This is a genomic window from Polynucleobacter sp. AP-RePozz3-80-G7 (assembly GCF_018882145.1).
Classification (GTDB): Bacteria; Pseudomonadota; Gammaproteobacteria; order Burkholderiales; family Burkholderiaceae; genus Polynucleobacter.
This window is the reverse complement of the sequence record NZ_JACVPC010000001.1, coordinates 788,690-802,000: the sequence shown is the minus strand read 5'-3', so window position 1 is coordinate 802,000 and position 13,311 is coordinate 788,690. Positions and strand designations below refer to the sequence as shown.

Genomic DNA, 13,311 nt, shown 5'->3' with positions numbered 1-13,311 from the left:
AAAGATCAGCCTTTATTTCAGCTTTTTTTAGTTGTTAATCAATATGGTAATTTGGCGCTTCTTTAGTGATTTTCACATCATGAACATGCGACTCGCGCACGCCAGCTGAAGTGATTTCTACGAAGTTAGCTTTTTCATGGAGCTCATCAATGGTCTTGCAACCGAGATAGCCCATAGAAGAACGAATGCCGCCAGTGAGCTGATGCAAGATTGCCAATACGCTACCTTTGTATGGCACCTGACCTTCAATACCTTCTGGCACTAGCTTCTCTGCATTCGCAACAATATCGCTTTGGAAGTAACGATCAGCAGAACCATCCGCCATCGCGCCCAAAGAACCCATACCGCGATAGCTCTTGTAAGAACGTCCTTGGTATAAGAATACCTCGCCTGGGGCTTCTTCGGTTCCAGCGAACATACCACCCATCATGACTGAACTGGCGCCAGCAGCTAATGCTTTTGCAACGTCACCTGAGTAACGTATGCCACCATCAGCAATCAATGGAATGCCAGTGCCTTTAAGGGCGGTTGCCACATTCACAATCGCAGTGATTTGTGGAACGCCTACGCCAGCAACAATACGTGTTGTACAAATTGAGCCAGGGCCAATACCAACCTTGACACCATCAGCGCCATGATCAGCTAATGCCTTAGCAGCATCACCAGTAGCAATATTGCCGCCAATCACTTGCACATGTGGATAGTTTTTCTTAACCCACTTCACGCGATCCAATACGCCTTGGCTATGGCCGTGAGCTGTATCAACTACGATCACATCAACACCAGCGCGCACCAATAACTCAATACGCTCATCATTATCAGGACCAACACCTACTGCTGCGCCAACGCGCAACTTACCTTCGCTATCTTTACAAGCATTCGGATGTTCGGTTGCCTTGAGGATGTCTTTAACAGTAATGAGGCCACGCAGTTCAAACTTGTCATTGACAACCAATACACGCTCTAAACGATGATGGCTCATTAAGCGTTTTGCTTCATCCAATGAACAGCCTTCTTTCACGGTAATCAAACGCTCACGTGGAGTCATCTTGGTTTTTACTGGAGCATCTAAGTCTTCTTCGAAACGCAAATCGCGATTCGTAATAATGCCAACAACCTCTTTACCAACGAGCACTGGGAATCCTGAGAAACCATGTTCACGAGAAAGTTGGATCACTTGACGCAAAGTGACATCTGGACTAATCGTGATTGGATCACGCAGAACACCAGATTCATATCGCTTCACTTTAGCCACCTCACGCGCTTGCTCAGCAGGCTTTAAGTTTTTATGAACAATACCAATGCCACCCTCACTAGCCATAGCAATTGCCAAACGACCTTCAGTGACGGTATCCATAGCTGCGGACACCAATGGTGTATTGAGTGAAATATCTCGAGTTAACTTACTTGCCAAGCTGGCATCTCGAGGGAGTACCGATGAATAAGCCGGTACGAGGAGCACATCGTCAAAAGTGAGTGCTTTTTGAATGAGTCGCATGCAAAACCCCTAGTCGCAAAAACAGATTATAGCCTCCTAGCCTTTCTTTTAGCTGCGGCAGCCTGGAATTTGGCATCCTGGTTCTGATTAGCCTTCTTACGCCGAACCGTCTTAGGGTCGATTAATAGCGGGGAATAGAGCTCTAGACGATCTCCAGGATAAATGGGACTATCCCAGTCCTTGCGCTTACCAAAGACCCCGAAGCAGCCTTTTCTGGCTAAAACAGGGTCGTCTGGACCAACTGCGATTCCAGCTCTAATGAGGGCTAGACCAATCGTAGGTGACTCTTTGGCTGATAGAAGGAGCTTGAACGCCTTAAGTTCTGGCTTACCCTGCCTGGCATCACAGAGAATGAGGTCAAGCGAGCGCTCAGCCATAGAGGTCTTCGGCACGCTTTACAAAGCAGTCAACAAAGGTGCCGGCTATATGTCCAAATACTGGGCCAATAATCTTGTCCAGAATGACGCTCTTGAACTCCCAGTGCAGCTTGAACTCCACCTTACAAGCATCTTCCCGCAAAGGGATAAAGTTCCACTGCCCAGAGAAGTGCTTAAACGGGCCGTCTACAAAGACCATATCAATCGTTTCAGGGCGGTGATTCACATTTCGAGTATGAAAATACTGGGTAATGCCCTTGAAATGAATATTAATTTTGGCGTCGAGCACGGTCTCAGTCTGCTCAAAAATTTCTACCCCACCACACCAAGGCAGGAACTCAGGATAGCGGGCGACATCGGTCACTAAGCCGTACATACGGTCGGCTGATTGGCCAATTAAAACGGTCTTGTAGACGTCTGCCATAATCGTTCTTGAGAGCTAAATAAATATGAGTATCGTCGATAACAAAAAAGCCTTCTTTGATTATTTTATCGAGGAGCGCTTTGAGGCAGGGCTTGTGTTGGAAGGCTGGGAAGTGAAAGCCATCCGAGCAGGGCGCGTGCACGTCAAAGAAGCGTATGTCGTCATTCGCAAGGCGGAGCTATTTTTGATCGGCTGCCATATCACCCCCCTACTCTCAGCCTCCACCCATATCGTTCCCGATAGCACCCGCACTAGAAAGCTCCTGCTCAATGCTATCGAAATTAAAAAACTCATCGGCAAAGTAGAGCAAAAGGGCTACACCCTGGTACCGCTCAACCTACATTTCTCCAAAGGAAATGTGAAGTGTGAGATTGGTCTAGCCAGAGGCAAAAAGCAACATGACAAACGCGCAGCCACTAAAGAACGTGAGTGGGAAGTCCAAAAAGGTCGCATTGCCAGAGGCGATTTAAACGCTTAATCCCAGAAAAACTGGGGTAGACTACCCTTAGGAGCGAATATTTGAGCATTTATGCACCTTTATAGTGCAATTCGGCACCAAGCCGCTTCAAATGAGTCATTCCAGCTTTTATAAAGGCATTAGTTTGGTAACTATGAAATTGCCTTTTGACGAAATGCTCGACGCCGCAGGCAAAGCGCGTCCCCACTACCAAATCTTTCACAACTGGCTGAAGCAGCAAAGTGACACCCTCATGGGTCTCAAACGCGCTGAAGCAGATCTGATCTTTAGAAGAGTGGGCATCACCTTCGCCGTCTATGGAGATGACCTAGGTTCAGAAAGAACCATTCCTTTCGATCAAGTACCGCGCATCTTTACTGCCAAAGAGTGGGAGCAATTAGAAGCTGGATTACGCCAACGAGTCAAAGCACTTAATCGCTTTATCTACGACGTGTATCACGATGAAGACATTATTAAGGCAGGCATTGTTCCAGCTGAACAGATTTATAACAATGCGCAATATCGCCCCGAAATGCGCAACGTCAGCATACCGCGCGACATCTACGCACAAATTGCAGGAATAGATATCGTTCGCGCCGGCGAAGGTGAGTTCTACGTTTTAGAAGATAACTTGCGAGTTCCGTCTGGCGTGTCTTATATGGTTGAAGACCGCAAGATGATGATGCGACTCTTCCCTGACCTCTTTCAAAAATATCGCATTGCTCCTGTAGAGCACTACCCCGATCTTTTATTGGAATGCCTCAAGTCAGTTAAACCGGATGACGTTAAAAAACCAAACGTTGTTGTGTTGACTCCAGGCATGTATAACTCCGCTTACTTTGAGCACAGCTACCTCGCGCAGCAGATGGGTGTTGAGTTAGTAGAGGGTAAAGACTTATTTGTGAAAAATGAACAAGTCTTTATGCGAACTACTCAAGGGCCTGAGCGCGTTGATGTAATCTATCGCCGCGTTGATGATGACTTCTTGGATCCGTTGGCATTTCGCTCTGACTCCACCCTGGGTGTTGCAGGACTCTTATCTGCACACCGCGCTGGTAACGTGACACTGGCAAATGCAATTGGCACTGGTATTGCTGATGACAAATCTATCTACCCATATGTACCCGAGATGATCGAGTTTTATCTTGGTGAGAAACCGATTCTTAATAACGTTCCCACTTTCCAGTGCCGTAAGGCAGATGACTTAGCTTATACATTAGCCAATCTGGATAAGTTGGTGGTGAAGCTGACCCATGGTGCCGGTGGATATGGCATGTTAGTTGGTCCGGCATCAACCAAAGCAGAGATTGAAGAATTTAGAACTCATCTCATCGCTAATCCAGATAAATATATTGCGCAACCTACATTGGCACTATCCACCTGCCCTACCTTTGTTGAATCAGGCGTTGCTCCAAGACATATCGACTTAAGACCCTTTGTTCTCTCAGGCAAAACTATCAAGATGGTTCCTGGTGGATTGACTAGGGTTGCACTCAAAGAAGGCTCTTTAGTAGTGAACTCCTCCCAAGGTGGCGGAACTAAAGATACCTGGGTATTGGAAGAGTGAATGAAGAGTATGGGGAATAAGAAAATATGTTGAGTCGTACCGCTGATTGTCTTTATTGGATGGCCCGTTACACCGAGCGCGCAGAGAATACTGCCCGCATGCTCGATGTAAACCATCAAACCTCACTACTTCCACAGCCTGCAGAGTTTTTAGAGCAGAGTTGGAAAAAATTACTCACTATTTCTAAGTTGGAAGAAGCCTTCCTCAGCAAATATGATGTCGTTAATCGTGAGAATGTTTTGGACTTCATGATTTATGAGACCAGTAATCCCTCTAGTATCGTTTCTTGCCTTTTTGCAGCGCGTGAGAACGCACGCGTTATCCGCGGCAAGATTACTTCCGAGGTTTGGGAAACCCAAAACACTACGTGGCTTGAGCTGCAGCGCATCCTAGAGGCAAGACATCAAGCTGATCCTAGTCGCCTTTTGGAGTGGGTCAAGCACCGCTGCCACCTCTTTAGGGGTGTTCTATACGGCACGATGCTGAAGAATGAGGCCTTTTACTTTATCAATGTGGGAACCCTGCTAGAACGCGCCGACAACACCGCACGTATTTTGGAAACTAAGTATGAGGACCCAGCAGCCCTGAGAGTTCTTGGCGCCAAGAAATCCTCGGAAGATGGTACAGACGGTGAATTCTTTGACTTCTATCACTGGGCGGCGTTACTGCGCTCCGTCTCAGCATTTGAGATCTATCGTCAAATTTATTCTGATCAAGTCACACCAAAACAAGTCGCACAACTACTCATCTTCAATAAACAAATGCCACGATCCTTGGTATCCTGCGTCAATGAGTTAATCCCCCTCATTTCCGAAGTTAAGAATCAGCAATCCAAAGAAATTGAACGTTTGCTTGGAAAGCTCAAGGCAAGTTTGGATTACTCTGATATTGATGAGGTATTTGAGCAAGGCCTGGAAGAATTTATTGAGGCTTTCTTAGAGCGCATTAACTTCATAGCCGATGAGTTTAGCAATGCTTATCTCATTCCACTGGCTGTTGCCTAAGAAATCACAAAGACTATATGCATCTTAAAATTCGCCATCGCACGGAATATCGCTATGAAACACCGGTGCGTTATTCCATACAAGAGTTGCGCTTGACGCCTCCTACTCTCGCTGGCCAACAAGTCGACAAATGGAGAATTAGCACGCCAATTAAAGCATCTAGCTCTATAGATACTTTTGGCAATCTTTGCAGTGTATTCGTGCAGGAGAGCCCTTACACCTCAATGATGATTGAGGCTGAAGGTGAAGTGCATACACAAGATGCATATGAGTTTTTAGATGATGCTAAAGCAGTTTCGCCTTACTACTTACTGCAACAAACCAATCTGACTGAGCCTACAGACGAAATGTTGGAATATTTCTCTTATGGCATTCCAAAGAAAAATTCAGTTGATCAAATACTTAAACTTGCTGAGGCAGTTCAAGGCTTGATTGTGTATTCTCCTGGCCAAACGAACTTTGCCACTACTGCAGCTCAATCCTTCGCCATGAAATCTGGTGTTTGCCAAGATCATGCCCACATTATGTTAAGTCTCTGTCGCGCCTCTGGAATTCCCGCTCGATATGTCAGTGGTTATTTCTTTGCAGAAGAATCTCCAAATCTTGCTAGCCATGCTTGGATTGACTTTTGTAGCGATATCGATAAAGGCATCTGGACCGGCGTAGATATCACCCACGCCTGCTTAGTTGACTCACGTCATATTCGCCTTGCTATTGGTCGAGATTATTATTCCGCCGCGCCTGTTAAAGGGGTCCGCTCTGGCGGCGGTGGAGAAGAACTCAGCGCTAACATTTCGATTCAACAGCTGCTATAGCAACCCTCTGGGATATTTAAGAGATAATCCCAGGAAATAATGAAGAGGGTCTGTGTATGACGTATTGCGTTGGGCTTTGCCTAAAAGATGGTCTTGTTTTCTTATCCGATACCCGGACAAATGCTGGCGTCGACCAAATCGGCACCTTTAGAAAGATGACCTTGTTTCAAAACAAGGATCGCTTCTTTACCTTAATGAGTGCGGGCAATCTCGCCATTACCCAATCCGTTAAAGAAATCCTGCTGCAAGGACAGCTTTTTAAGGGCAAGAACCTCTGGACAGCCAAAAACTCCTATGAAGCTGCTGTTGTTGTGGGTGATGCTATTAAACAAGTGTATGAACGTGATCATGCCGCACTTGAAAAATCGGGCCTTGAATTTAACTGCAATATGATTTTTGGTGGTCAAGTAAAAGGTGAGAAACCGCGCCTATTTAATATTTATTCGGCTGGGAACTTTATTGAGGCTACACCCGAGACTTGCTATTTCCAGATTGGTGAATCTAAGTACGGCAAGCCCATCTTAGACCGAGTACTCAATTTCAATACACCGCTTAATCTGGCAACTAAGTGCGCCCTCATCTCCATGGACTCCACCTTGAAAAGTAATATTTCGGTTGGACTACCTCTGGATATGTTGGTTTACGAAATAAATTCTCTGAAAGCCACGAAGCTCGTGACTCTAGATGATGCAAACCCCTATTTCGCAATGATCCATCAAGCCTGGGGCGAGAAACTACGCGAGGCTTTTAACTCCATAGCGGAACCCAGTTGGAGCGGCGCTCATAAATCGAGTGATATCTCCACTCCTGCTAAAAAAATGGGGATTGTTCCTATCAATCATCCACCATCTAAGGCGAGAGCTCAAAAGGCCACAAGAACAACTAAGGCTACCCCCGTAAAGAAGATGGCACCGAAGAAGGTGGCTGCAAAGAGAAAATAATCCTCCATTAATGAAGTGTTGGATGCATTTACAAACAAAAAGGCCTAGAAAAAATCTAGGCCTTTTGCGTTAACGCTATCTGCTTTGGTTTAGGCTTTTAAATTCTTACCCAACATCTCCCAAGTAGCCACTACGCTATCTGGATTTAATGAGATTGAGGTAATTCCCTTTTCAACCAACCAACGGGCAAAGTCTGGGTGATCTGAAGGACCTTGACCGCAAATACCAACATATTTGTTTTGCTTACGGCAAGCATCAATTGAACGAGCAATCATGAACTCTACCGCTGGATCACGCTCATCAAAGTCGATAGCCAACAATTCCATACCGGAGTCACGATCTAGACCCAATGTTAATTGAGTCATATCGTTTGAGCCGATTGAGAAACCATCAAAGTACTCCAGGAACTGATCAGCCAAAATCGCATTAGATGGGATCTCACACATCATGATGAGACGCAAACCATTCACACCACGCTTCAGGCCAAACTTCTCCATCATGTCGATCACGCGCTTAGCCTGATTGATAGTACGTACAAACGGAACCATGATTTCTACGTTATCCAAGCCCATATCTTCACGAACACGCTTCATTGCTGCGCACTCGAGAGCAAAGGCTTCGCCAAAGTCTTCAGAAACGTAACGTGACGCACCACGGAATCCCAACATTGGATTCTCTTCATCAGGCTCGTAACGCGATCCGCCAATTAACTTCTTATATTCATTGGACTTGAAGTCTGACAAACGAACAATCACTGGCTTTGGATAGAAAGCAGCAGCAATAGTTGCTACACCCTCAACCAGCTTGTCTTCGTAAAACTGACGTGGGCTTGCATAGCCACGAGCAACACTCTCAACTGCACGCTTGAGGTCAGGGTCAATATTTGGATATTCCAATACAGCACGTGGATGCACACCAATGTAGTTGTTAATAATGAACTCAAGGCGAGCCAAGCCAACACCAGCATTCGGGATCTGGCAGAAATCAAATGCCAGCTGAGGATTGCCGATATTCATGGTGATCTTCACTGGAATCTCTGGCAATACGCCACGAGATACTTCAGTCACTTCGGTTTCGATCAAGCCATCATAAATATGGCCTTCGTCACCTTCAGCACAAGAAACCGTCACCATCATGCCGTCTTGCAAGTGCTCAGTGGCATCACCGCAACCAACAACCGCAGGTACGCCTAATTCACGGGCAATGATCGCTGCGTGACATGTGCGTCCACCACGATTAGTCACAATCGCTGAAGCACGCTTCATGACTGGTTCCCAGTTCGGGTCAGTCATATCGGCAACCAAGACATCTCCTGGCTGAACACGATCCATCTCGCTTGGGTCACGAATAATGCGTACTGGACCTGCGCCAATCTTTTGACCAATCGCACGACCTTTTGCCAATACCTTTGAGCTACCTTTTAATTTGTAGCGCATCTCCACTTGACCAGCAGCTTGACTCTTTACAGTCTCAGGGCGCGCTTGCAAGATATAGATACGGCCATCTTGACCATCTTTACCCCACTCGATGTCCATTGGACGACCGTAGTGTTTCTCAATGATCACTGCGTACTTAGCCAACTCAGTGATATCCACATCCTCCAAAGAGAAGCGGTTACGCTTTTCTGGAGTGACATCAACAGTTTGTACTTTTTCTGCAGAGCCTTTAGGGGCAAATTGCATCTGAATCAACTTAGAGCCTAAGGAGCGGCGAATGATTGCCTTCTTATCTTGAGCCAAAGTGGTTTTAAAAACATAAAACTCGTCTGGATTTACTGCGCCCTGTACTACGGTCTCGCCCAAGCCATAGCTTGAGGTAATGAAAACTACATCCTCAAATCCTGACTCGGTGTCCAGAGTAAACATCACGCCAGCAGCGCCCAAGTCAGAACGAACCATGCGTTGAATACCAGCAGATAAGGCTACTTCAGCGTGGGCAAAGCCCTTATGAACACGGTAGGAGATCGCGCGATCGTTATACAAAGAAGCAAATACTTCACGAATCTTCTTTAGAACATCATCAATACCTTCGACGTTCAAAAAGGTTTCTTGCTGACCAGCAAAAGAAGCATCTGGCAAGTCTTCGGCAGTAGCTGATGAACGTACCGCAAATGAACCTTTACCAGAGTCATCCAATACAGAAAATGCTTTACGAATTTCTTCGTCCAACTTTGGTTGAAATGGCGCTGTCTCAATCCAGCTACGAATTTCTGCACCAGCTTGCGCCAATGCGCGCACATCATCAATATTCAAGCCTTCCAAGCGCTGTTGAATGCGCTCAGTCAAATTGTTGTGCTTTAGAAAGTCACGGAATGCTAACGAAGTCGTTGCAAAACCCGTAGGAACACGAACCCCAGTAGACGCCAACTGAGAAATCATCTCTCCTAATGACGCATTCTTACCACCAACCGATTCAACATCAGTCATGCGGAGTTGTTCAAAAGGCAAAACGTAGGCATCAGCCATACTGCTATTTTGTTGCTGTTGGTTGGACATAAAATACTCTCAAAAGATAAGGAAACTGGTGTAGCGGCCACCCTAAAGGGGGCGTGCTTTAATATGACTCTATTGTAGTGCTGACCCTGACTTTTAAGCCAAATCCATGTCCAACGAAACCCGCATTGTTTTTATTGTCTCTGACGGCACCGGCATTACTGCCGAGAACTTCAGCCAGTCGATTTTGGCCCAATTTGAGGCTACTTTTAAGCATATTCGAGTGCCTTTTGTGGATAGCGTCGATAAGGCCTACGATGCCGTTAGCAGCGTCAATCAAGCGGCTACTAAATATGGGGTGCAACCCATCGTTTTCACCACTTTGGTGAACTCCGAGCTCAATGCAATCGTGGCCAAGGCAAATGGCCTTATTTTGGACATGTTTCAGACCTTCGTAGCCCCTCTAGAGGAGGCTTTAGGCATGAAATCCACCCATGCCATGAACCGCCTTCACCATAATGCCGATACCGAGGCCTATAAGAACCGGATTGAGGCCATTAACTATTCCTTGGCCCATGATGATGGTCAATCCAATCAAAACCTGGCTGAAGCCGATGTCATTCTGATTGGCATCTCCCGGGTTGGCAAGACGCCAACCAGTCTTTACCTGGCTATGCAGTATGGGCTCAAAGCAGCTAACTACCCACTCATTCCAGAAGACTTTGAACGAGGACAGCTCCCAAAAGATCTGGTGCCTTACCGTCAAAAAATCTTTGGCTTAATGATTGATGCAGAACGACTCTCGGAGATTCGTAATGAGCGCAGACCTGGTAGTAACTACGCCAAGCTCGAAAACTGCCGTTATGAAATTAACGAAGCGACGGCGATGATGAAAAAACAATCTATTCCTTGGGTGCTCACTACAAGCAAATCCATTGAGGAAATTGCTACAACAGTATTGCAAGCAATCAAATCGGATAAAACGATACTAGGGTGAAATAGTATTTTTCAATGTCTGCTTTCGACCCAAAGCAGTCAGTTGCAGCCAATAAAAAAACCCGCCGAAGCGGGTCTCAAGAAGAATATCCAATTAAAGCAATTTAATTAACAGGAATGGCCAATCTAGGTTGGTCTAATTTTGTATATTTAATTGCCTTGGCATTGACATCCATCTTCTTCAAGTCAAAAGTGTAGATATTTGTATTTGCATACATTTTGACGTTATAGACTAGGCTCTTGTTGTTAGCCACAATCGTCCACTCAGAAACCTCATATCCACCAAGACCGCCACCATAAGGATTGCTTGAAGGTAAAGTTACTGCGCCAGGAGGAATATCAAAACTACCAACGATATGCCACGCAGCGGCTTCCATTTCTTGAGTCGTAAAAGTTTTAGGAACTGAGTCGGAAAGAAATATGGCTCGAATGAAACGACTTGGACTTAGATAGTCACCAGGTAGTCCGTGCAACCCACTACCTGAACTAGGTGGAGCATATTTCGCCCCATTAATTACCAGTGGAGCTCTCTCTACTTTAGTGAGATTTGCATAGTTGCCGATATTATTCAGCTGATCTCTAAATGGAGGGTCATTCGTTAAAGCACCAACAGGATTGTCGGTAATAGCCAATTGCCCATTGAGGTACTCAACTACGATACTTTTTCCAGAGGCGTCATGAAATGAATAATGTACAGCAGCAATTTGATTTTTATATGGGCCAACAGGTGAGCGATTAACTTTAATCTTTGATAACCCTACTCTGATTTCATCCACAGTAGCAAAGTTTGTTAACACATAAGTCGGAACCTGTGCGGAGCTGATGCTATTTGCAGAATCTGCTGGAGCAACATCTTGAAATACGGCGCTATTAGGCGCATTAAACATAGCACCAATGAGGCCTTTTTCATTCATGCCATCTATTAATGTGGGCCAACCCAATGCATTCATTCCTACGGTGGCATATTTTGTTGTCCAGTTCAACCCTGTTCCTAGTTTGGCATCAACGCCTATACCTTGCATGGCAATGTTTCTGGGGATAGTCATCAACTCAGAATTCATGGGCATACCAAATTCCATGGTACGTCCCCATGCTAGCCCACCATCGGCACCTTTTAAAATGAAACTTGTACAGGCATTACTAACCAATGGTGCAAACGCCAAAGTCGCAGAGACTGAGGCGGCAATAATCTTTTTAAATATCTTTTGTTTCATAGTCGTCCTGTGTGAGGGTTAAATTAGACCTAAAAATCATAACATTACTATAGGGATGCAAAGTTTCAGTTGCATCTTGACCGTTATTGGCCGATTTGAGTCGCCTGTATCAATTTGAGCAATTGGGCACTATTCGACCTCTTTCAGACTCTCCAAAGCTAAGTAACTCGCCACCAAACAATACTGAAAAATTAGTTTTCTATAATGGGAAATATGATGAACAGCAAACCAATATTAGAAGAGAGCGAGAAATCTGCCCTCTACCAAAAAGGTATGGAAGAGTTGCATAATCAGCTTGGATCTTCGGCGGATGAATACATTAGGCAACTTAAGTCCATTTCCGAGGAGTTTGCATGGGTCAATGTTGCCTTTCCTTTTGGTGAGCTGTACTCCAGAAATATACTCGACTTAAAAACTAGAGAGTTATGTACTATTGCAGCTCTGACGGTTCAAGGTTTCGCCTTGCCACAATTAAAACTTCATATAAGGGCTGCACTTCGATGTGGTGCTTCACGCCCTGAGGTTGCTGAAGTGATCACGCAAATGACTGCTTACTGCGGATTCCCGGCGGCGACCAATGCACTTTTAATCATGAAGGATGTCTTTGATGATGAATCGAAACAGGAAGAATGATTGGGGTATTTAAACTCACTTCTTAAGCTTGTCCATTCAATCTCCTGAAGATAGTCATGACTTATTGATTAACAAAAATAGAAGGTCTCCTACTAGCCGAAAGCAGGCTATCGAGAAAAGACTGTTAATTAACCGCGTCTCATCCGCAGAGTCTCAAATAAGCACACTGCTGCTGCAGTGGATACATTGAGAGATTCCACTCTTGGATCAATCGGGATTGATACCCCCTTGGCTTGAGCCAGAAGGTCTTCAGACACTCCCTGCCCTTCACTACCCATTACCCAAGCAACTGGGTGGAGTAAATCTTTTTTAAGGGAATAAAGGTCTTGCTCTGCATCTGCTGTAGCCGCCAATAAAGGTGCAGTCACGGCACTCAGTAATTGTTGGTTAGACCAGCCCTCATATAAATCTAGAAGTTTGTGAGCGCCCATACCAGCACGCAATACTTTTGTAGACCATAGATGGGCGCAGCCTGATAAAGCAATCACTTGGGTAAAGCCTGCGGCTGCTGCAGTGCGCAGAATAGAGCCTACGTTACCCGCATCTTGTACTCGATCCAATATCACCACATCGCCATTAAAGGTTGCAACGGATTGAGGTGTTGTGAGCGTGGATCTAGGAAGATCGAGTAAGCCTGCAATATGTGGCGCATTCACCAAATCAGAAAGCAAGTCCCAGAGTACGCTATCTAACTGGAATACCTTGGCCTCTGGACAGATCTCGAGATGTTCGTAGACGGCTTGTGCGATCTCTACATTCTTGAGACCGACTTCTGATGTGAGGAGAGCTCTTAAAGCAGGATCACCCACCCAAGTTTGAACTAGATGAATGCCTTCCAATAATGCTTGGCCGCTAGCGAGCCTAGCCTTCTGCCCTTTAGATCCGGTGGCCTGTAGGTTGCGAATCTCCTTAAATAGCGGATTCTCTTTGGAGGTGATGAGATCGAAGTTCAT

The 13,311-nt window shown here is 45.6% G+C and carries 13 protein-coding genes; 7 read left to right on the top strand and 6 right to left on the bottom strand.

The window, feature by feature from the left end:
• Positions 1 to 34: 34 nt before the first annotated feature.
• From guaB to ICE90_RS04350, 3 genes are read right to left on the bottom strand one after another with little or no spacing between them, the layout of a single operon-like run.
• Positions 35 to 1,498 (bottom strand): IMP dehydrogenase, encoded by a 1,464-nt coding sequence (gene guaB, locus ICE90_RS04360; RefSeq protein ID WP_215359572.1) that lies wholly within the window; start codon positions 1,496 to 1,498, stop codon positions 35 to 37.
• Positions 1,499 to 1,524: 26 nt separating this feature from the next.
• The gene (locus ICE90_RS04355) at positions 1,525 to 1,890 is read right to left on the bottom strand and encodes an RnfH family protein (protein ID WP_370623839.1); all 366 of its coding nucleotides are present in this window, start codon (positions 1,888 to 1,890) and stop codon (positions 1,525 to 1,527) included.
• Entirely contained in the window at positions 1,868 to 2,299 is a 432-nt protein-coding gene (locus ICE90_RS04350; RefSeq protein WP_215359568.1) for a type II toxin-antitoxin system RatA family toxin, read from the bottom strand. Before ICE90_RS04350 ends, ICE90_RS04355 begins: the two co-directional genes overlap by 23 nt.
• A 25-nt stretch (positions 2,300 to 2,324) precedes the next feature.
• Here ICE90_RS04350 and smpB point away from each other — a divergent pair, with 25 nt between their 5' ends.
• The 5 genes from smpB to ICE90_RS04325 all read left to right on the top strand — a co-directional run bounded on the left by smpB (position 2,325) and on the right by ICE90_RS04325 (position 7,083).
• Positions 2,325 to 2,777: an SsrA-binding protein SmpB gene (gene smpB / locus ICE90_RS04345; protein WP_072583017.1), complete on the top strand. Its 453-nt coding sequence runs from the start codon at positions 2,325 to 2,327 to the stop codon at positions 2,775 to 2,777.
• Between the two features lie 133 nt (positions 2,778 to 2,910).
• Entirely contained in the window at positions 2,911 to 4,323 is a 1,413-nt protein-coding gene (locus ICE90_RS04340) for a circularly permuted type 2 ATP-grasp protein (RefSeq protein WP_215322276.1), read from the top strand.
• A 26-nt stretch (positions 4,324 to 4,349) separates the two neighbouring features.
• Positions 4,350 to 5,327, top strand: coding sequence for an alpha-E domain-containing protein (locus tag ICE90_RS04335; RefSeq protein ID WP_215321710.1), 978 nt, complete (start codon positions 4,350 to 4,352; stop codon positions 5,325 to 5,327).
• Between the two features lie 17 nt (positions 5,328 to 5,344).
• The gene (locus ICE90_RS04330; RefSeq protein WP_215321709.1) at positions 5,345 to 6,142 is read left to right on the top strand and encodes a transglutaminase family protein; all 798 of its coding nucleotides are present in this window, start codon (positions 5,345 to 5,347) and stop codon (positions 6,140 to 6,142) included.
• 56 nt (positions 6,143 to 6,198) lie between these two features.
• Entirely contained in the window at positions 6,199 to 7,083 is an 885-nt protein-coding gene (locus ICE90_RS04325; protein ID WP_216157314.1) for a peptidase, read from the top strand.
• Positions 7,084 to 7,172: 89 nt separating this feature from the next.
• On the opposite strand, the gene ppsA is transcribed toward ICE90_RS04325, so the two are convergent.
• The gene (ppsA, locus tag ICE90_RS04320; protein WP_251368523.1) at positions 7,173 to 9,578 is read right to left on the bottom strand and encodes a phosphoenolpyruvate synthase; all 2,406 of its coding nucleotides are present in this window, start codon (positions 9,576 to 9,578) and stop codon (positions 7,173 to 7,175) included.
• Positions 9,579 to 9,684: 106 nt separating this feature from the next.
• On the opposite strand from ppsA, the gene ICE90_RS04315 reads away from it, so the two are divergent.
• Positions 9,685 to 10,512: a pyruvate, water dikinase regulatory protein gene (locus ICE90_RS04315; RefSeq protein ID WP_215321707.1), complete on the top strand. Its 828-nt coding sequence runs from the start codon at positions 9,685 to 9,687 to the stop codon at positions 10,510 to 10,512.
• 103 nt (positions 10,513 to 10,615) lie between these two features.
• On the opposite strand, the gene ICE90_RS04310 is transcribed toward ICE90_RS04315, so the two are convergent.
• Complete coding sequence (locus ICE90_RS04310; RefSeq protein WP_216191106.1) at positions 10,616 to 11,725, bottom strand: linear amide C-N hydrolase; 1,110 nt, start codon at positions 11,723 to 11,725, stop codon at positions 10,616 to 10,618.
• Between the two features lie 213 nt (positions 11,726 to 11,938).
• Here ICE90_RS04310 and ICE90_RS04305 point away from each other — a divergent pair, with 213 nt between their 5' ends.
• Positions 11,939 to 12,358, top strand: a complete 420-nt coding sequence (locus tag ICE90_RS04305; protein WP_216191105.1) for a carboxymuconolactone decarboxylase family protein — start codon at positions 11,939 to 11,941, stop codon at positions 12,356 to 12,358.
• A 128-nt stretch (positions 12,359 to 12,486) separates the two neighbouring features.
• Here the strand turns inward: ICE90_RS04305 and ICE90_RS04300 are convergent, their stop codons facing one another.
• Complete coding sequence (locus ICE90_RS04300; protein ID WP_216191104.1) at positions 12,487 to 13,311, bottom strand: RNA methyltransferase; 825 nt, start codon at positions 13,309 to 13,311, stop codon at positions 12,487 to 12,489.